This window comes from Streptomyces sp. NPDC015661 (assembly GCF_043077765.1).
In the GTDB taxonomy this organism is placed as follows: Bacteria; Actinomycetota; Actinomycetes; order Streptomycetales; family Streptomycetaceae; genus Streptomyces.
In genome coordinates this window covers 122,038-141,394 of sequence record NZ_JBIBST010000013.1, presented here as the reverse complement: position 1 = coordinate 141,394, position 19,357 = coordinate 122,038, and the positions used below count along the sequence as shown (strand labels likewise).

At 72.5% G+C, this 19,357-nt stretch carries 17 protein-coding genes; 3 read left to right on the top strand and 14 right to left on the bottom strand.

All coding sequences use genetic code 11. The features are described from left to right. Window positions 1-134 precede the first annotated feature (134 nt). Window positions 135-1,385, bottom strand: a complete 1,251-nt coding sequence (locus ACF07V_RS31250) for an extracellular solute-binding protein (RefSeq protein WP_392159047.1) — start codon at window positions 1,383-1,385, stop codon at window positions 135-137. A 281-nt stretch (window positions 1,386-1,666) separates the two neighbouring features. On the opposite strand from ACF07V_RS31250, the gene ACF07V_RS31245 reads away from it, so the two are divergent. Then, window positions 1,667-1,882: a dodecin gene (locus ACF07V_RS31245; protein WP_392159046.1), complete on the top strand. Its 216-nt coding sequence runs from the start codon at window positions 1,667-1,669 to the stop codon at window positions 1,880-1,882. Window positions 1,883-1,898: 16 nt separating this feature from the next. On the opposite strand, the gene ACF07V_RS31240 is transcribed toward ACF07V_RS31245, so the two are convergent. Beyond that, entirely contained in the window at window positions 1,899-2,387 is a 489-nt protein-coding gene (locus ACF07V_RS31240; protein ID WP_392159045.1) for a hypothetical protein, read from the bottom strand. 40 nt (window positions 2,388-2,427) lie between these two features. Continuing rightward, on the bottom strand, window positions 2,428-3,561 hold the full coding sequence (locus ACF07V_RS31235; RefSeq protein ID WP_392159044.1) for a hypothetical protein: 1,134 nt from the start codon (window positions 3,559-3,561) through the stop codon (window positions 2,428-2,430). Between the two features lie 331 nt (window positions 3,562-3,892). On the opposite strand from ACF07V_RS31235, the gene ACF07V_RS31230 reads away from it, so the two are divergent. Then, window positions 3,893-4,555, top strand: coding sequence for a deoxynucleoside kinase (locus tag ACF07V_RS31230; protein ID WP_392159043.1), 663 nt, complete (start codon window positions 3,893-3,895; stop codon window positions 4,553-4,555). A 9-nt stretch (window positions 4,556-4,564) separates the two neighbouring features. Here ACF07V_RS31230 and ACF07V_RS31225 read toward each other — a convergent pair whose 3' ends face one another. The 3 genes from ACF07V_RS31225 to ACF07V_RS31215 all read right to left on the bottom strand — a co-directional run bounded on the left by ACF07V_RS31225 (window position 4,565) and on the right by ACF07V_RS31215 (window position 7,804). Then, window positions 4,565-6,637, bottom strand: coding sequence for a M48 family metalloprotease (locus ACF07V_RS31225; RefSeq protein ID WP_392159042.1), 2,073 nt, complete (start codon window positions 6,635-6,637; stop codon window positions 4,565-4,567). Between the two features lie 68 nt (window positions 6,638-6,705). Continuing rightward, complete coding sequence (locus ACF07V_RS31220) at window positions 6,706-7,284, bottom strand: hypothetical protein (protein WP_392159041.1); 579 nt, start codon at window positions 7,282-7,284, stop codon at window positions 6,706-6,708. 166 nt (window positions 7,285-7,450) lie between these two features. Further along, a complete protein-coding gene (locus ACF07V_RS31215) occupies window positions 7,451-7,804 on the bottom strand; it encodes a DUF4232 domain-containing protein (protein ID WP_392159127.1) in 354 nt (117 codons plus the stop codon). A gap of 52 nt (window positions 7,805-7,856) precedes the next feature. Between ACF07V_RS31215 and ACF07V_RS31210 the strand changes: the two genes are divergently transcribed. Then, window positions 7,857-8,432, top strand: a complete 576-nt coding sequence (locus ACF07V_RS31210; RefSeq protein WP_392159130.1) for a hypothetical protein — start codon at window positions 7,857-7,859, stop codon at window positions 8,430-8,432. A 921-nt stretch (window positions 8,433-9,353) separates the two neighbouring features. Here ACF07V_RS31210 and ACF07V_RS31205 read toward each other — a convergent pair. The 8 genes from ACF07V_RS31205 to ACF07V_RS31170 form a co-directional block, all read right to left on the bottom strand. Then, window positions 9,354-10,721 carry a pyridoxal phosphate-dependent decarboxylase family protein gene (locus ACF07V_RS31205; protein ID WP_392159040.1) on the bottom strand — a complete coding sequence of 456 codons (1,368 nt, stop codon included), beginning with the start codon at window positions 10,719-10,721 and terminating at the stop codon, window positions 9,354-9,356. Between the two features lie 19 nt (window positions 10,722-10,740). Further along, window positions 10,741-11,304 (bottom strand): hypothetical protein, encoded by a 564-nt coding sequence (locus ACF07V_RS31200; protein ID WP_392159039.1) that lies wholly within the window; start codon window positions 11,302-11,304, stop codon window positions 10,741-10,743. After that, window positions 11,301-11,867, bottom strand: a complete 567-nt coding sequence (locus tag ACF07V_RS31195; protein ID WP_392159038.1) for a hypothetical protein — start codon at window positions 11,865-11,867, stop codon at window positions 11,301-11,303. Before ACF07V_RS31195 ends, ACF07V_RS31200 begins: the two co-directional genes overlap by 4 nt. A gap of 214 nt (window positions 11,868-12,081) precedes the next feature. Then, on the bottom strand, window positions 12,082-12,681 hold the full coding sequence (locus ACF07V_RS31190; RefSeq protein ID WP_225804783.1) for a pentapeptide repeat-containing protein: 600 nt from the start codon (window positions 12,679-12,681) through the stop codon (window positions 12,082-12,084). A 28-nt stretch (window positions 12,682-12,709) separates the two neighbouring features. Next, window positions 12,710-17,422 carry a putative T7SS-secreted protein gene (locus tag ACF07V_RS31185; RefSeq protein ID WP_392159037.1) on the bottom strand — a complete coding sequence of 1,571 codons (4,713 nt, stop codon included), beginning with the start codon at window positions 17,420-17,422 and terminating at the stop codon, window positions 12,710-12,712. A gap of 3 nt (window positions 17,423-17,425) precedes the next feature. Next, window positions 17,426-18,070, bottom strand: a complete 645-nt coding sequence (locus tag ACF07V_RS31180; RefSeq protein ID WP_392159036.1) for a hypothetical protein — start codon at window positions 18,068-18,070, stop codon at window positions 17,426-17,428. Beyond that, a complete protein-coding gene (locus tag ACF07V_RS31175; protein WP_392159035.1) occupies window positions 18,067-18,555 on the bottom strand; it encodes a hypothetical protein in 489 nt (162 codons plus the stop codon). Before ACF07V_RS31175 ends, ACF07V_RS31180 begins: the two co-directional genes overlap by 4 nt. Before the next feature lie 351 nt (window positions 18,556-18,906). Continuing rightward, window positions 18,907-19,203 carry a phospholipase effector Tle1 domain-containing protein gene (locus tag ACF07V_RS31170; protein ID WP_392159034.1) on the bottom strand — a complete coding sequence of 99 codons (297 nt, stop codon included), beginning with the start codon at window positions 19,201-19,203 and terminating at the stop codon, window positions 18,907-18,909. Window positions 19,204-19,357 lie beyond the last annotated feature (154 nt).

Sequence of the window (19,357 nt, the reverse complement as noted above, 5' to 3'; positions counted from 1 at the left end):
GGCTCCTCCGGCGGACGGAAGGGGAAGGGGCGGGGCCGGGCCGCGTGAGCGGTGGCCCGGCCCCTTACTTCTTCCGTCGCCGGCTGGATTCGACATGACCGTCCGGGGGCTCGCGGGTGTGCGAACGCTGAATGCTATTCGGCGAGGGTGTCCGTGATCGCGGTCGAGGCCTTCTTCGCCGCCTTCAGGGGGTCCTCGCCCTGGAGGACGGCCGTCATGTACGGCTTGATGGGGTTGTCGGCCTCGACGTCGGCCCACTGCGGGGAGTTGGGCGTGGCCCGGCCGCGCGCGGCGCCCTTCGCCATGACGGCGGTGGCCTCCTGGCCGGCGACGACGGAGGCGAGGCTCTTCTTGTTGGGCACGTAGCCCATGGCGCGGGCGAGTTCGGTCTGCCACTTCTCGCCGGCGAGCGCCTTGACGACGTCGAGGGCCGCGCCGCGCCGGGGCGCGTTCTCCGGGATGATGAGGTCGGAGCCGCCGGTGAAGACGGCGCAGGGACGGCCGGCCTGCTTGCCGGGTATCGGGAAGTAGCCGAGCTTGTCCTCGAGGTCCGGGTTGGCCTTGAGGATGGCGGCGACGGCGCTGGGCGTGGCGATGAGCTGGGCGACATCGCCCTTGGCGAAGACCTCGGCCTGCGGCGGGGTCTGTTCGTCGGCGTTCTTCGGGCCGGAGCCGAGGGACTGGAGCTCCTTGTAGAAGGCCATGCCGCGCTGGGCGGCCGGGCTGTCGAGCGCGCCGGCCCACTGGCCGCCCCTGTCGTCGGCGAGTTCGCCGCCCTCGTCCCAGATGAAGCCGGCGAGGGTGTACCAGTCCTGTCCGGCGAGGTAGATGCCCTGGGAGCCGTTCTTGTTGAGCTTCTCGGTGTCGTCGAGCCACTCGGCGCGGGTGGCCGGCGGCTTGTCGAGGCCGGCGTCCTCGAACAGCTCCTTGTTGTAGATGACGATGCGGTTGGCCGCGTACCAGGGGATGCCGTACTGGGCTCCGCCGATGCTGCCGGGCTCGGCGAGACCGGGCAGCCAGTCCTCGCTGCCGAGGTCGCGGACCGACTCCAGGGTGAGGTCGAACAGCTTGTCGGTGTCGGCGTACTGGGCGACCTGGGTGTTGCCGACCTCGATGATGTCGGGGCCGCCGGAGCCCTGGATCGCCTCGGTGACCTTCTTGCCGATGCCGGTCCACTCCTGGATGGTGAACTCGAGCTCGACCCCGGTGTGCTCCTTCTCGTACGCCTCGGTGAAGCGCGAGAGGAAGTCCTCGCTGACGCTGTCCCGCATGAGCCAGATGTTCACGGTCTTCGTCCCGCCGTCGCCGCCCGGCAGCATGCCGCAGCCGGCGAGGGCGAGCGCGGTGGCGGCGGCCAGGGGGCAGGCGAGATGGCGATTCTTCACGTAGGTCACCTTCTGCTCAGGTTCAGCACAGGGTCGTGCGCATGGGGGGCTGACCCGGCATGGGGGGACCGAACGGGGTGTTCGCGCGGGTATGTGGCACTGGATTCTGGTCTGGACCAACGGGATGGTCAAGTCCTTGACGATCCCGTTCGGCATCCGGACGGACGGCCTGCTCGCTTACCGTCGGTAGTTACTCGTGGATCGCCCGGCCCCCGTCGTGTCGCGCGCCGACGCGCCCTGGGGCACCGTGGAGGGACCGCACCGAGAGGAGTTCGGCCCCCATGTCGAATCACACCTACCGCGTCACCGAGATCGTCGGCACCTCCACCGAGGGCATCGACCAGGCCATCCGCAACGGCATCCAGCGCGCCTCCCAGACCCTGCGGGGACTCGACTGGTTCGAGGTGACGCAGGTACGCGGCCACCTCGTCGACGGCGCGATCGAGCACTACCAGGTCGGCCTGAAGGTCGGCTTCCGCCTGGAGGACGAAGACTGACCGGGTCCGGGCACCGTCAGGTGCGACCCTCCTTCTCCTGAGCCTCCCTCAGCACCTCGGAGGGCTCGGCCCAGCGGGCCCGTACGACACGGAAGCCCGCCGCCTCCGCCGCGTCGCACACCGCCAGATCGTCGTCGACCAGCATCCTGACCGTGCGGTCGACGGCGAGGCGGCGCAGGATCTCCACCTTGGTCACCCGGGCGGGCCGGAAGTCGCGGTTGCGCCGCATGTGGACGGGCCCTTCCGGGAGACCCTGCCCGGCCAGCCACTCCCGGGTCGCCCGGCGGCACCGCTCCGGCCGCCCGGTGAGGTAGACCACCTCGCACTCCTCGGCCGCCTCCAGGCACAGCGCGACGCCCTCGTCCAGCGGCGGATCGTCCGGCGCCGCCGCGAAGAACGCGTCCCAGTCCTTGGGCTTGCGCTCCAGGAAGTGCTGGCGGTGCGCGGTCGCGGCCAGGGTGTTGTCGAGGTCGAAGACGGCCAGGGGCCTGTTGTCCGAAGTCACCTGCCCAGCCTAGGAGCCGCGGGGCGGGTTCTCCGTCGGGTCACTGGAAGCTGAGCCGGTGCGGGTGGGTCGGGTCGGCGGGGCAGGTGTGGACGCGCATGAGGCCGCGCCCGAGGTACACGCCGACCGGGTCGATCACCCGCGGGTCGCCCGCGGCGTCGCGGTCCTCGACCGGAAGCCAGCTCCGTGAGGCGCCGTCGCACTCCACCGCGGCGACGGTGAGCAGCGGCGGCATCGGCGTCCCGCAGGTGGGGCAGTCCACCGGCCGGGGGTCGGTCAGGTGCCAGGAGGCGAAGCCGCCGACCTTCCAGCCCGGGGCGATCGAGAGGTCGCTCATGTAGTCGAACTCTTCGGGCTCCCGCGCGCGTGCGGCGGCCATGGCCGCCTCGTACTCCTCGTACGTCGCGTAGGTCACGGACACGGAGGGGTCGCACGCGTCCTCGTCCTGCTCGTCCTGATCGTCCAGCTCGTCCAGCTCGTCCAGCTCGTCCAGCTCGTCCAGCTCGTCCAGCAGGCCCTCCTCCCACTCGGCGATCTCCTCCTGGAGCCCCTCCGCGAGCAGCCCGAGGTACTGGTGCTCGACGACCTGCTCCGGGTGGAGGACGCAGGACGTCGGGACGCACTCCTCGCGCCCCGCGACCGGCGGTTCGGGCTGCGGGGCGAGGACGGTGCCGACGTCGGCCGCGCGGCGCCACCGCAGCCGGACGTCGACGGTCCGCTCCGGGCCGTGGACCTCGAAGGGGCACCAGAACACCTGGAGCAGGTCGTGTCCTCCGGGGCCGACGAGGTCCGGCACGTCCCGGGTGTGGAGCTGGGCGACGGCCAGCATCGGCAGCGGGTCCTCGTCGCGGAGCGCCGGGACGTGCCTCCCCCGCGTCAGCCCGTCGAGGAGCCGCCGCTCCTCGACGGTGAAGTCCCGTCCCCGGGCCTCGTCCTGGACCCGCCGGCGGAGCCGTACGTCGGAGAGGAGGTGCCCCGTGCCCTTCGGGTGCACGGCGGTGCACACCGGCCACGGCTCGTCCGCGGGCCACAGCAGGGGCCCCGCCACCGAGCTCTCCTCCGGCTTCGCCTTGCCCCGCCGGGGGTGCAGCCGCGTCGTCGTGCGCCGGTGCCGGGCGAGGGCGGGGAACGCCGCTTCGATGTCGACGGGGCGCGGGGGCGTGGTGCGGGTCATGCGCGGATCCTCCAGGGCCGGTTCGGTGGCGATGCTGGGCGCGCGGTCCTTCCCGGCCCGGTACGGCCCCGGAGGCATCGGCCCGGTACGGCGGTCGGACGCCCGCCCGGTGCACCGACCGCCACGGTAGGGCGAAATCGTCATCTAAGATGCAGGGCGGCCACGGGGCTGCGGCCCGTCGCGGGGGGGGGCTCGGGCCTGACGGTCTTCATGACGTTGATCACGAGCATCGCGGGAATCGTGTGACCACCGGCGTGCGTCTCAGTGGTGCGGGAAGCCCGGCTCACCCCGTCCACGGCACGAACAGAAGACCCCCAGGGAGAAGTGAGGTATGCCGGTGATCTGCGTCGGAGGCATGATCGGGATCGGCAAGACGAGCGTGGCCGAAATCCTCGCCAAGGAGCTCGGCAGCGACGTCTTCTACGAGAGCGTCGACGACAACCCGATCCTTCCGCTCTTCTACTCGGCGAGCCCCGAGGAGATCGAGGCGAAGCGCTACCCCTTCCTGCTCCAGCTCTACTTCCTGCAGACGCGGTTCGCCGCGATCAAGGAGGCGTACAAGCAGGGCGACAACGTGCTCGACCGCTCCATCTACGAGGACTGGTACTTCGCCAAGGTCAATCACGACCTGGGCCGGATCAGCTCCCTGGAGATGCAGGTGTACGAGGGCCTGCTCGACGAGATGATGCGCGAGATCGACGGCCTGCCGTACCGCAAGGCCCCCGACCTCATGGTCTACCTCAAGGCGGACTTCGAGACGGTGCTGCACCGCATCGGGCTGCGGGGACGCGACTTCGAGCAGGACGAGAGCCTCGTCGAGTACTACCGGACCCTGTGGTCCGGCTACGACGACTGGGTCCACAAGCACTACTCGGCCAGCGAGGTCCTCGTCGTCGACATGAACCACACGGACGTGGTGAACAACCCCGAGGACGCGGCCCGTGTGGCGCGGGAGGTCAAGGACGCCCTGGCGGCGACCGGACGCCGGGCCTGATCCGGCGCCCTACTGCCGGATCCACGTCCGGGCCCGGCGGGCCCGGACGGCGAGCGCGTGGACGACCCAGGCGGGCAGGGTGCCGACGGCGGCCGTCGTGAGGGCCAGACGGAAGGGGGCCGCGCCGGGGAGCGGGACGCAGGCGTCGGGGCCCGGGGAGAGGCAGCCCATGAGCCTGATCAGCACCCCGAAGGCCTCCATGCCGAGCAGGCCCGCCCCGAACGCGGCCAGGGCGCCCCGGGCTAGCGGGATCGGCGCGTGGCCCCGGCCCGCCCAGAAGGCCGCCGCCACCTGGCCGGCGATCAGCACGCCCACCACCATCAGCTCGGCGGCGGGGAGGCCGGTCGCCGCCACCAGCAGCGCCGACACCGCGGCCGCCGGTGCCACCGGGACGCCGAAGCGGACGAGGACCCCAGGCGGTGGCCCCGGCGGGCCGAACCCGGTGAAGGTGTGCCGGGCACCGGGACGCCAGGACACGTACTGCCCCACCAGCGGCACCACCACGGCCGTGAGCATCACCGGCACCACCAGCGACGTGATGCGGGTGAACGCCAGAACCCCGGTGCCTCCGAGGAAGACCAGCGCGCCCGGCAGCGACGGCGCGATGAACGCCGCCGCGTACAGCGTCATCAGCGGAAGCGTCAGGAGGAAGCCGACCATCGGCAGCACACCGGCCGCGCTCACCGCGAGAACCGTCCAGAGCACCCGTCGTGGCCGGCGGCCGCGGGCCAGGACCGGGCCCCAGGCCCGCGCGACCAGCACCAGCCACCGTACGAGAGCCCAGCCGCACAGACTCGTCAGGGCGAGGTACGGGACGGCCAGCGACATCCCTCTCCCGCCCACGCTCACCGCACTGAAGGCCATCGAAGGGGACAGCAGCCGGAACACGCCCAGGCCGAGGCCCAGGCCGAGGCCGGCCCGCCGGACCCGCGCCGGGGTGAGGGAGCCCGGGGCGTGCGCCGCCGCCTGCCACAGCACCGTCCCCGCCGCGCCCACCACCAGGACCCCGGACAGGACCGTCGCGGCGAGCTCGGCGACCGGTCCGGCCTGGCTGCCGCCGCCGATCGGCCCCAGTCTCACCATGTCGTAGACGAAGGCGCCCGCCGCCCCGACCGCGCTCATGTCCCAGAAGCCGACCTCGTACAGGACCCCGCGGTCGGCCAGCGCCCGCGCCCTCCGCGCGAGCGGCGGGTGGACGCTCAGCAGACCACGGCCGGTCTTCCCGCCCTCCCCGGCAGGAGCGGCGCCGAACAGTCTGCGCAGACCGTCGGCCGAGCCCTCCCATTCCGTCACCCGCGCGTCGGCGTACAGCTCCCGGCTCCGCAGCACCGCGTTCTTGAGCAGGACCACCAGCGCCGCGAGCAACGGCAGCTGGGCCGCGAACGCCAGGACGGAGCCCGCGAGCGCGGCACCGAAAAGCAGGGACGCCGGGGCCGCCACGACGGTCAGCGCCCCCAGCGTGGGCATGCTCGCCCGCCACAGGATCAGCGTCAGGAAGGCGATGTCCAGGTCCCGGTTGCGGATGTGCGCCAGTTCATGGAGGACGATGCTCCGGAACGCCCCCCGGTCGAGGGAGTACAGGGTGAGCAGCCCGCCGCTCAGCGCCACCCGGCGCCGTCCGAGACGCCCGAAGGCGAGGGCGTGGACCGCCGGATTCAGTGGTTCCGCGAGGAAGCCGACCCGCGCGCGGACGCCCGACTCGCGGAGCAGACCCGCCAGATACGCGGACAGCTCGGGCATCCCGCTGAGCGGCCGGTAGCCGCGCCGCCGGATCCGGTACCGGGGCAGTCCGGCATAGGCGGCGAGGAGGGCGAGGAGCAGGCCGGCCGAGACTCCGGCGGTGACCAGTCGGCTCGACCCGGCGCGCGGGTCCTCGCAGTCGCCCATGTCGAGCTCGGTGGGGACGCGGATGTCCGTGGCGGAGTCGCGTTCACGGGCCGCCGCCTCCGTCGCCCGGGCGTAGCAGTCGTGGTACTCCTGCAGCTCCTCCCACCGCACCGAGGACAGCAGGACCGACGAGGTGCCGTTCACCAGGAGGGCCGACACGGTGGCCATCGCGGCGATCAGCAGCGCGAAGCGCACGGACGTGCCGGAGGGAAGCGTGAACGGGCCCGGGCGGCCGCGCGCCCCCGGTCCCGGCGTACGCCGCCTCACCGGGCGGCCTCGGCCGGCCCCTCCCCGCCCGGCTCGCCGGCGTCCTGCCGCTCCGGGGGCAGCGTGGCGAGCTCGGCGACGATGCCGTCGGCGATCGCCTGCGCCTGCTGCTCGGGCACCCGCCACCGGAGCGCCGCCTGCCTGGCCACCTCGCGCAGCCGGGTCAGCTGCTCGGCGGTCAGCCGCTCCGCCTCCACGGGCACGGCGGCCGGCTCGGGGGCCGGTCGGCCGGGGCGGCGCAACCACCGGGGCAGTAATCGGTTCCGGGTGGTGTCCACGGCCTGCTCGGTGGACCGCTGGGCGAGGTGGTCGAGGACCTGGACCGCCGCGGAGAGCGCCGCGGTGCTGATGAGCGCGGCGACCACGTCGAGGCCGATCGCCAACGGCTCGTCACGGTGGACCGGCCACAGCCGGTGCTTCGCGGACGACTGGTGGAAGGCCTCGGCCGTCATCGGGAACTGGGGCAGCTCGTGCGGCGCCGCCACCTCCACGGCACGACGTGCGAGCCGGGTCGCCGTCCCGCTGTCATGGCGACGCACGTCGCCGTCCCGGCCCTGGCACTCGTATCCGCGCATGTGATCAGACGCCTCCCCCGTCATCCGATTCTTCCCTCAACTCATCATGATTACCGTGGTGTTGGGAACCCCCCGCCGAGACCGCTCCCGACGTCGTGGCGCGCGCTTCCCACCGGCGTCACCCCAGGAACGACAGCCGGACGTGGCGGCCGGGCCTCTGGCCGGGTCAGCCCGGTTGGACCGGTCCGACGGTCAGCGCGTGCACGGTCGGGCCCGCGCAGTGCTCCGTCTTCCACGGGACGAAGAGCGCGGCCGTCTGATCCGGCGGGTAGATCCGCAGGCCCTCGGCGGGAGAGAGCATGCACTGCGCCGGGTCGTAGCCGCTGATGCCGTTCGCGTCGCGCAGTGAGGCGTTCGCCCGTCCGCCGGGCGGGAGGGTGACGGAGGTCTTCGTGCCAGGCTCGCGTACGGCGGCGTTGCCGGACTGCACACCGTTCTTCGCCACGTAGGACACGCCCGGGTAGCCGGTCATCGTGCACGTGACGGTGGAGCGGTTGGTGAAGACCAGGGTCGCGTAGATCGAGCCCGCGGCGGGTTCGGGACTCGTCAGGGCGGCCGAGAGCTGGCCGGTCGTGCACTCCCTGGACGAGCCGCTCGGGCTGGACGACCGCGTGCTCGCGCCCGGCGACGACGGTGCCGACGGAGAGCTCGTACGACTGGACGACGGGGGCGGGGCCGACGGGGAGCCGGCACCGCTGGACGGCGCGGGCGGAGCCGACGGGGAACTCGCACCACCGGACGGCGCGGGCGGAGCCGACGGGGTCGACGCGGTCGGCGTCGGGGCGGAGGAGGAACAGGCCGTCATGGCCAGCGACGCGGCGAAGAGGGTGGCGACCGGAAGCGCGGCCCTGTGCTTCCACGTCCTCGGCCGTGGAGACTTCGCGGCAACCATGTTCTCTCCTCTGCCGGTCCACCACGGCGGCTTCGCACATCGTCCGCAGCCACGCGGTTCACCCTCGCGGTCCCGTTCCGCCCCGGCTCCGCCGGGCAGCCTTGAACGGGCCTCGACCATTCCTCAACCGTACGCTCGCCCCGGCACCCGGCACCACAGCCCGACCGCCTCGATCCGGGCACCGGTGCCCCGGTCCACCGAGCACGCAGCGGTCGGCTTCTCCTCCTCGGACTCCTGCCCGTCATGGGACCGGTGAGCGGATGGCCGGGGCGCGCCGAGTGCCCCCGAACCGGCGTCCGCCACCTCCGCGCACGCGTGCCCGCAGTCCCGACCCCACCGGCACTACCCGAGGAACGACGGAGGGCTCAGGTCGTCCGGCTGCTGGACCGGCGGGCTTTCTGGTAGGCGGTCCAGTCGGCGGACGCGCCGCGGCGCCACTGCCGGGCGGTGATGACATGGAGGCCGAGCATCGGTGCGAGGACGGCCGGCGGCAGGTCCTCAGCGAGTCGGATCAGCGCGGTGGTGCGGGCTGGGCCGGATGCCCGGGAAGAGCCATCGGCGGGGTGAGTTCGCGGCCTCCCGGAGGTCGGTCCCTGATCGGCGAGACCGGCCAGGAGACGGGCGAGGGGTTCGGGCAGCCATGGGGGTGTGGTCAAGGACAAGCACCGCGTGGCCGTCGAAACTCGTCGGTGGGAAGGGCTGCGATCCGGGTGGTATAGGCCCAGCGGATGTGGTGCTTGGATCCGGCCCTGCACCGCGCGGCCCGGCGAGCGCGAGGCAGGGGCGACCAGCGGACATGTGAACGCAGGAGAGGGCGTGCTCAGGGTGTCGCTCCACGACCTGGCCGAGGTGGCGTTCGATCGGGGCGGGGGATCGCCGCCCGCTCCTCGTCGGTGACGATCAGCAGAATGTTGGGGCGACGCGTCATCGGCCATTTCCTTCGACATGCTGCACCTGCGGTGGCGCCGCACAGTACAGGCGCACGCGAAAGGCGCACCCCGCCCGAATCCGGGTCGCGCAACCCCGTGCCGCTGAGGAGGAAGCCACGACGTGAATCCGTCCAGGTGACGGACATACGGCCCATCACACGCAGGCGCCCCCCAGAACGCCCCGTCAGGGAACGGGAGCTCGTAGCACTGTGGGGTGCGGAGGCCCGCGACGGGCGGTGCGACGGTCGTCAGGCCCCGGCGGCCGCGCGACGGATCGCGTCGAGCGTGCGCGCCACGTCCTCGTCGGTGGTCGACCAGTTGCTCACCGAGATCCTCATGACGCGTCTGCCGTGCCAGGTGGAGCCGCTGATCCACGCCGTGCCGTCGTCGAGCAGCCGGGCGAGTACCCGGTCGGTGCGTTCGTCACTGCCGAACTCGGCGCAGACCTGGGTGAACACGACCTCGTTGAGGACGGTCGCGCCTTCGATCCCGGCGATGCCGGCGGCGAACGCCGAGGCGTGGCGGCACAGCCGTTCGACGAGGTCGGAGACGCCTGATCGGCCGAGGGACCTGAGGGCGGCCCACACGGTGAACGCTCTGCCGCGCCGTGAGAGTTCGGGCACCTTGTCGATGGGGTCACCGTGTTCGTGCTGGATGAGGTAGTCGCCACGCTGGCCCATCGCCGCCCGGAGCGCGGACGCGTCGCGCACGATGGCGAGTCCGCAGTCGTAGGGGACGTTCAACGTCTTGTGGGCGTCCGTCGCCCAGGAGTCCGCGTCCGCGCAGCCCGCCGTCAGGTGGGCGCGGCGCGGCGCGGCGGCTGCCCACAGTCCGAACGCGCCGTCGACATGGACCCAGGCGTCTGCCTCGCGCGCCGCGCGGATGCTCGCGGCGAAGGGGTCGAAGGCGCCGGAATGGATGTCGCCGGCCTGGAGGATCACGATCGTGGGGCTCTGTCCGCCGGCCGTCAGCACCTTCCGCAGGGCCTCGGGTTCGATGCGTCCGTGATCGTCCGCCGCGACCAGGTCGGGCCGGCCGAGTCCGAGGTAGCGCAACGCCAGGTCGATGGCCATGTGCCGGGACTTGCCGGCGACGACACGCACGGGCGGGCCACCCGTGAGGCCGTGGCGGGCGACGTTCCAGCCGGTGCGCCGCAGCACCGTGTCCCGCCCGGCGGCGAGGCAGGTGAAGTTCGCCATCGTCGCACCCGTGGTGAAGCCCACGGAGCTGTTCCTCGGCAGGCCGAGCAGATCGAGCAACCAGGCGCCGGCGACTTCCTCTGCCGCCGCGTACGCGGGCGAGACGGTGCGCATCACACAATTCTGGTCCCAGGCGCTGACCAGCCAGTCGGCAGCCAGCGCGGCCGGTTCGGTGCCGCCCACCACGAACCCGTAGAAGCGGCCGCTGGGGAACGCGGTGAGCCCCGGCTCGCAGGCCGTGGCCAGCAGGTCGACGACGTCGGCGGGCGTGCCGGGGCCGGCAGGCAGCTCGGCACCGAGCGCACTCACGATCTCGTCGACCGAGGCGCGGGCGGGAATCCGACGGTCGGGCAGGCTCGCCAGCCATCGGACAGCATGGTCGTAAGCCTGTCGGAGCGCCGCCTCACGCGCGTCCATACCTCGGACTATGCGACCGTCACCGCCGCCCCGCAAGCCGACCGCGGTCGGGGCTCCGCGCGAGATCCGGAGGGAGTGTCCGGATGTGTTCCGGCTGCCTTGTTCCTTCGGACAGGGGCGACGGATTCGCCCCGGTCCCCACGACGTCAGGACCCCTCGACCTGCCGCCGTGGGCTGAGATGGCGTACAGCATCGTGGACCCGCGGCCGTCACGAGTCCCGGACAGCGTCGACCGGACACCGCCCCCCAGCGCGGTCGGCTCGGAGGGTACTGGCGAGGGGCAGTCGATCCGCACGAAACCGTTCCTGCCCGTCGTGTCCACCAGCCAGTGCCGGCCCCGCCCCCACTCCTCGTCGCACTCGACAGTCGAGGCGGCAAGGGTCGTCTCGTCGAGGAAACCGCCGGCCCAATCCCAGCAGACGTCCAGTTCGTCCTCGTCCTCGGCGGCGTCACCGTCCGTGGCGATGGCGGTGGGAGCGTCCGGGTGGCGGGGAATCGCTGCTTCGGCGTTCCAGTCCAGCGCCTTGACGGCGCCGCGAGAGTCTCGTACGGAAAGGGAGTCCTGGTCGTGGGAGACGGTCATGAACCGGTCGCTGCCGCTTCGGCGTCGGCCCGCGCGAGCACGCGACCGTTCTCGGCGTCGACGACCAGCCACTGGTCGGCCGTGTCGGGGTTCGGCTCGCCCTCGGACGACGGGCCGCGTACGTGCGCCCAGACGAGCCTGCCGTCCGCCGAGAAACCGACCGAGCCGCTCTCGGGGTACCGATGGTCCTGCCGAGCCGCGTACTCGTCGTACGCCTCGTGCATCTCGCGGCACGCGCCGTACCAGCACCCATGGCGGACCTCCCAACGCGTCGCTCCCGACGGATCCACCGCGCGCACGGCATGGACCCCGGCGAAGACGGCCAGACTCGCGTCCGGCGCCACTTCCCGCGTTCCGCGAGTCCGGGGCCAGGGCGCGGGGAAGCGAACACTCGCCCCTGCGCGTGCGACGAAGGCGTCGTCCAGGGGCCGGGCCACGATCTCGTCGTCGCTCCGCTGGACGAGCAGCCTGCGCCCGGGCAGCCCCGCGATCTCCGGCGGACCGGCCTGCGACGAGGGCATGAGAGCGAGGACGGTGGCACGGAGCCGAGCGTGAACGGGCAAGCGGATCTCCCGGGGCGGTCGAACCCGGGGAAGAGTACGGCGGGCCTCGGACACCGGTCGCGGAGGGGGGTGCGATCGGCGGTCGGCCTCACGGCCCCAAGCGACTGCGGCACCCGTGGCGCGCGGGGTGACGGCTGATCGGTGGGGCCGCCGCCTTCGCGGCAGCCCTCGTGATCGGTGAGGGGACCTTCGTGGTCCGTCGACAGCTGAGGGTCTACGGCCTCAGTGAGCCGTGGCGGGTCCCCTCCAGGCGTGCGCCGTCCAAGATCGTGCCCGCCGTCCTGGCCGCGACCATCACGGCGTCCGACAGGTCCGCGTCGGAGAAGTCCGCGTCGCCGAGTTCGGCCGCGACGAACTTCACCCGGCGCAGGGAGGCGCCGGACAGCCGGGTGCCGACGAGGCGGGCGCGGGAGAACACGGCGTCGTCCGCGTTCGCGCCGCTGAGGTCGGCCCCGCTGAGGTCGCAGAGCCCGGCGTTCACGCGGGTGAGGGTCGCGTTCACCAGCGTGGCCTCGCGCAGGTCGGTGCCCGTCAGGAACGCGTCGGTGAGGTCGCAGCCGCTCAGGTCGCAGCCACGCAGGTCGGCGTAGCTGAGAATGACGTCCTTCAGGTCCACGCCGCCGAGGCCCGCGCCGGCGAGCGGAATGCCGGCCAGATCGTTCTCGGTGCCCCAGGGCAGGGTCCACTCGCGCACGAGCGCGCGCCAGTCGCCACCGCCGGCGAGGGCGGCGCGGATGCCCTCGAGGGCGGGGGCGTTCTCCGGGCGGGCCCACCGCTCGCGTACCTCGGTGGCGTGGCTGTTCTCGTCGGTCATGGGCGCACTGTTCCGTTTCTGGGATCGGTCATGGCTGCTGCTTGATCTGGTGCAGGAAGCCTTTCACACGGTCCAGGTGGTAGACGGTCTCGTCGTGCTTCTTGAGGAGCACTTCGAGCCCGCGCTCGGTCATGCCGTCCGGTAGCTTCTCCATCTCCTTCCACAGGGCCTTGCGGACGTTCTCCAGTCCGTTCGCGGCCTGTGTGAGGTCCTGGACGTGGTCGAAGGGGGTGCCGTCCGGCTTGCGGGCCACCACCTCGCCGCCCGCCTCGCGCCGCGCCGCCGAGTAGTGGTTGTGGTTGGGCTCGGAGTTGATGCGGCCGATCGGGTCGGCCTTGATGTTCTCCAGCTTCTGGATGGCGTTCATCGCCTCGTCGCTGAGTCCGAGCCCGCGGTAGGGGGAGAGGCCGAGAGGGTCGGACCAGGTGACCGGGTTGTGGACGTAGGAAGCCGGGTTGGGGGCGGGGAGGAGCCCCAGCGGGTCGGGGGTGAGGTAGCGGGCGGTCTCCGGGTCGTACTGCCGGAAGTAGTTGTGGTGGAGACCGGTCTCGGGGTCGAAGTACTGACCGGGGAACCGGAGCGGGGTGTAGGCGGTGGCGCCGCTGTTCCATGTGGTGGTGCCCCAGAGCGTGGCGCGGCTGTGCCAGGCCACCCGGCCGGTCTCGTCGACGAGTTCGGTGGGGGTTCCGACGAGGTCGGTGGCGATGGCGAAGAAGCGCTCGTCGACGGCCTCCCGGGAGGCGTCGGCGCCGAGGACGCGTTCGGTCTGGGCCAGCGGCTTGGCGTGCCGGTGGTCCCAGGTGAGGGCGACGGGGCGGGGCAGCCCGGGTGCGGTCGTGACCTGTTCGCACAGGGTCGGGCCGTCCCAGGTCAACAGGGTCTCCTCGACCACCGTCTTGCCGTCGTCGGCGAGCCGCAGCTTCGCGGTGCGGCGGCCGAGCGGGTCGTACCGGTAGCGCCAACGCGTCCCGTCGGGCGTGGTGACGGCGGTGAGGCGGCTCTCGGCGTCCCAGGTGAACCGCCAGGTGTCCGCTCTTCCGGAGAGCGTGACCCGGCGGCGCAGGGTGATCCGGCCGCCGGCGTCGTGCTCGTACCGGACCGCTCCGGCGCGGGTGAGGGTGGTGCCGGTGTAGCTGCGAGGGCCCGTGGCGTCCTGGCCGGGGTGGCTGCCGGGCCAGGACGCGGAGGTCTGGTTGCCGGAGGCGTCGTAGGCGTACGACTCCTTCCAGCCCGCGGCGGTGACCGTGGTGACGCGGCCGGTGATGTCGAGGCCGTAGCGGAAGGAGCCGCGCAGGGCGTCGTCGAGCGCGGTGAGGTGGCCGTCGGCGCGATAGGTGTAGGCGCGGCGGTTGACGGTGCGGCCGCCCGCGGTCAGGTGCTGGCCGGCCAGCCGCCCGGACCCGTCCCAGGACGTGGTGAGCTCGAGGGCGTCGCCGAAGGCACGGCGCAGTTCCCGTCCCGCCGTGTCGTGGGTGAAGGAGATCCGCCGGGCGCCGCTGGTGAGCTGGGCGAGCCGGCCGGTGGCGTCGTACGCGTAGCTGGTGACGTGTCCGGTGGGGGTGATGCGGCGGGAGAGGCGTCCGGTGTCGTCGTAGGTGTAGGTGAGCGGGCGGCCGTCGACGAGTTCTGCCTTGAGTTCGCCGCGGCGGTCGTACTGCCGGACGAGTTCGCTGTCGGGGCCCTCGGAGCGGACCATCCGGCCGGCGGCGTCGTACGCGTAGGTGGTGACGGCTCCGGCCGCGTCCTTGCGGACGATCCGGTCGAGCGCGTCCCGGTCGTAGCGGATGGTCTGGCCGGTGGGGGTGACGCGGGCGGTGACCTGCCCGACCGCATTCAGTTCGTAGGCGACGGTCCGCCCGTCGAAGTCGGTCTCGGCGACCGTGCGGCCGGCCCGGTCGTAGGTGTAGTCCCAGGTCAACCCCTGGGGGTCGGTGACCCGGGTGAGGCGGAGGGACGCGTCGTGCTCGAAGGCGTGGCGCGCGCCGTCCGGACCGGTGCGGGCGGCGAGCAGGTCGAAGTGGGTGTACTCGAAGCGGGTCGTGAGGCCGTTCGGATCGGTGTACGCCGTGCAGTTGCCCTCACCGTCGTAGGCCCATGCCTCGACGGTGCCGTCCGGGCGGACGCGCCGGGCGAGTTCGCCGTCCTCGGTCCACTCCAGGGTGGTGACGGCGCCCTGCGGGTCGGTGACGCGGACGAGCCGGCCGTGGGCGTCGCGCTCGCACCGTGTGGTGCCGCCGAGGGGATCGCCGACCTCAAGGGGGAGTCCGGCGGGGTCGCAGCGGAAGGTGGTGACGGCGCCGGAGGGGTCGGTGATGGTGGCGAGGTGGCCCCGGTCGTCGTAGGCGTAGCGGGTGGTGTGGCCGGCGGGGTCCGTGACGGCGGTGAGGTTGCCGAGGTCGTCGAACTCTTGGCGGGTCCGCCCGCCGTCGGCGTCGATGAACTCCACGGGCAGGCCCCGGTCGTCACGGACGGTGGAGAGCCGGCTGCCGTCGGCCCGGAGGACCGTGAGCAGTCGGCCCTCGTCGTCGTACGAGAAGCCGGTCGTCCGGCCGAGGGCATCGGTGCGGCTGAGGAGGTTCCCGCGGGCGTCGTGGCCGAGCCGGGTGGTGTGGCCGAGCGGGTCGACGGTGGCGAGGACGTGGCAGGAACCGTCGATCAGATGGCGGGTGACCCGTCCGTCGGCGGTGGTGAGGGTGGTGGTGCGGTGGCCGGTGGCCGGATCGGGGTGGCCGTAGGCGAGCGTGAGCTGGACGTGGCCGTCCTCGCCGCCCTCGCCGATGACCCGGTCGTGCTCGTCGTAGGCGTAGTCGTAGCGGCTGCCGTTGGAGTCGGTCCAGGTGATCACCCGGTGCCGGTCGTCGTAGGCGAGGGTGAGGGTGGCGCCGGAGGGCTTGGTGACCGCGGTCAGGTCGCCGTCGGTGTGGCCGTAGCGGACGAGTTCCTGTCCGGTGCCGTCGGGAAGGCGCAGGGCGAGGCGTGTCACCCGGCCGTTCTCGGTCGTGACGTCGACGTGGTAGCCCGCCGTGTGGACGAGGGCGAGCGGGGTTCCGTCCTCGGTGCGGTCGACGGTGACGGCGTTGCCGTTGCGGTCCACCGTCCGTACGAGCCATGCCTCTCCGTCGCCGCCCGGTTCGGTGCCGGCGGGCGCGGCGAAGTGCCGGGTCAGACCGGTGTCCGGATCGGTGAGCGTGTAGTCGCCGGGCTCGTCGCGGGCGAGCGGCCGACGGCCGGTGCCGGACTCGGGGAGCGTGGGGAGACCGGGCACGGGGTGCGGGTAGGGGAGCAGGAGGCCGTCGTCCGTGACGTGGACGACCCCCTGCGCGTCGATCTCCAGGTGCTCGTCGACGGTGGAGGACCACGAGGGGCCGAAGAAGCGTCCGGCGGTGTAGCCGGACTCGACGCGTCGGGTGAAGGTGAGCGGGAGGGTGCCGGGGAGGGAGACGTCGGTCTGGGGCAGGAACATCCGGCCCGAGGCCAGGTCCACCGGGTCGGTCTCGTCGACGAGTCGGTGGGCGTCGGGGCGGTTGTGGGTGCCGTTCGGCGACCCGTCGATCAGGCGGCGGGCGCGGTTGGCGTCGGACGCCAGGTCTGCTCCCTCGGCCGCGACCCGGACGCCCTTGACGGCCGCGCCACCGCCGGCGGTGGCGGCGGTGAGCAACAGATCGGGGACGAGCCGGCCGAAGCCCTCCGCCGGGTCCTTCATGAAGTTGTCGAGCATCTGCTTGCCCGTGCCCCACGGGTCGTTGGCCATGAGGACGAGTCCGGAGGCGAGGCTGTTGAGCTGGGTGAAGTACTCGGCGGGGTGGGTGAGGTTGTACGGGTCGGTGGGGTTGACACTCCGGACGAAACTGAGCAGTCCGGCCGTGCCCTTGACGATGCCGCCGCCGAAGTGCGTCTGCATCACCTGTAGTTCGTCGAGGCCGTCCTTGGCCTGCTCGGCGTACGAGGGCTTGGGAGGGGCCGCGTCCCGGGCCGCCCGGATCGCCGTGCGGGCGGTCTCGGCGGCGGCGTTGCGCTGTTTCCGGGCCTCGGCGAGGATCTCCTGCGCCTCCTCCATCAGGGCCTTGCCGGGGTCGCTGAAGGCGCCCGGCCTGGGTGGCAGGGAGGCCGGGTTCCGCTTGTCGGCGGGTTCGGCGTTGTACCGGTCGACGGCCTTGTTGTAGTCGTCGACCTTCTTCTGATGGGCGTTCGCCGCGTCTTCGGACGCCTTGGTGCCCTGCTTCCACTTGTCGATGGCCGTCTGGGCCTGTCCCTGGGCCCACTCGACGGTGAGGCCGAAGCTCGCCAAGGCGTCGGAGGCCTTGCCGAAGGCGTCCGCGCCCTTGAACCACTTCGGCGGCTCGACCGCCACCTTCTCCCGGAAGGCGTCCGCGGCCTCGCCCTTCACGGCGGACGCGTCGAGACCCTTGAGCCCCTGACCCACCTTGTCGAAAGAGGCCTGCAGGTCGCGCAGGTGGGAGGCGGTCGAGCGGAGCTTGGACGGGCTGCCGTAGATCAGCGTGGTCTTGTCCTCGGTCTGACCGAGGTCCATCTCGTCGACCTCGGCGCCCATCCGGTTCGCCACCGAGCGCGACTGCTCGCGCACCCAGTCCGCACCGGACTCCCAGCCGACGTCGTCCAACCGGTCCGCGGTCCAGTTGCCGGCGTCCTCGACCCGGTTGCCGACCCACTCGACCCCGTCCTCGACCGCGTCCTCGACGACGTCCGGTGTGAGGTCGCTGATGAAGTCCCCGATGCCCACCGCTCAGTTCCCCCCGCTGTTCCGCTGCTGGGCCCTCTCCTCGGGGGACGGGCCGAACGTCTCGTCCACCGCACGGTCGAAGTCGCCCTGGTCCACCCCGAGGAGCTCGTTGAGGATCCGCGCCCGGCTCCCGCCCTCGCCCTCCGTGAGGACGGCCCGTCCGGTGTCCTTCCAGGTCTGCGCGATGTCGTCGCCGGCGCGGTCGAAGGACTCGGCGCTCCAGTCAGGGCTGAGGTAGTCGGGCGTGAACACGTCGCCCCAGTCCTGTTTGACGATGTCCGCCTCCGAGGCGTGCGGGTTGCCCACGGCGGAGTTCACAGCGATCTTGAAGGTGCCCTGGAGGTACTGGTCCTCCTCCCAGACGATTCCGGCGGCCAGCCCCAGCGTCGCCGCGAGGGTGTTGGCGTCCTGGATCTGCGCTCGCACGCCCCATTCCCAGCGCTCGCAGTAGTCCTCGAAGTCGGCCGACAGGCCGTGGTGTCCGGCCTCCATGCCGGTCATCGAGAGCTCGGAGAACCCCTTGCCAAGCACGGAGCCGGTGCCAGTGCCGATGTCGCGGAGTTCGGCGGTGGCCGCCCGGATCCCCTCGGTGATCCGCTTGACGCTCTCCTGGTCGAACCGCAGGTTCTCCTGGCCGCCCCCGCTCATCGGGCGTCACCGCCGGCGGTCGGCCCCGAGGCCGCGGCCGGGCCGTCGGGCGGAGAGGTCGTCGGCCCGTCGGTCCGGACGTCGATCGCCACGTCGTCGGGCACGATGCCCCGAACCGGCGGGAAGGCCATCGCCCCCTCCGGATCGGCGATGTCGACGGCCACCCCGGCGGGGACGCCCAGGGCGGGCACGATCTCGTCGAGCAGCCGCGCGCCGCGCAGCGCCGCATAGTCCCAGGTGCGGGTGGCGTCGTCCGCCCGCGAGCCGGGGGCGAGGGAACGAGCCCGGGCGAACCGGGCGAGCGCCGCCTCGTCGGTGAAGGCGCAGATCCACCGGACCCCACCGAGCTCGGCCGTCCACAGACCGCCGGATTCCACCGGGACGAGGACGACGGCACGCCGTAGCTCCCCCACCAGCTCCCTCGGATCGCCGAGCCCGGCCCGCCGTTCGGCGATCCGTTCCGCAAGTACCGTCGCTCCGCCCACCGACCCCGCCTCCCCGACGTCGTACCGGGGGTCTCCCCCGTTTCACGTGTGTACACGCTTTCCCTCCCCGCGTGGTTCCCCGGATCGACCGTACGAGCACTCGCCCGTCGGGATCCCGGTGGGGACGCCTGCCCATCGGAACCCCGAACCGGATCCGGTGGGGACACGTGCCCCACGCACGCGAGGAGCCCCGGCGACACCGAAGCAGCCGCCCACCGGGACGCCGGTTGTCGCCGCCGCCGAGGGGTCCTCCGTCCGCCGAATCCCCGGACGGACCCGCCGGGAGTCGCCATCTCCGGTACGCGGGCCCACGGTTGAAGAGCCGGGGTTCTCCCGTCGCGTCGAGCCGGATCACCTGCCGTACGCCTTCTTCTCGAGCAGGAGGCCCGCGTCGAGGACGCCGTCCACGATCCGCTTGGGCGCGACGGTGGGAAGTCTCGGGTCGTCGTCGAAGGTGCCGCCCACGTCGGAGTGGCCTCCGTCGAACCAGGCCTCCTCGATGAGCGGGCCCGGCGCCCCCGGCTCCTTCGGCGGCAGGACGAGGTGCTCCTCGTACGGTGGGCGCTTCTCGTCGGTGGAGACGGCGTGGCGGACGCGGGCCACGTCGGGGGTCGCGTGCGGTACGAGGTTCTCCGCCCCGGGCCGCAACAGACCGACTTGAGCAGGCCGACCAGGGCGCGCGGTGTACGTGCCGCCGCTGAAGCCGAAGAGGTGGATCCGGTCGCCGGGTGCGTAGGCTGCATCACGTACGTGTACGACTCGGTCAGGTTCTGCCGGGTCCCCGCGAACCCGCATCGACGGC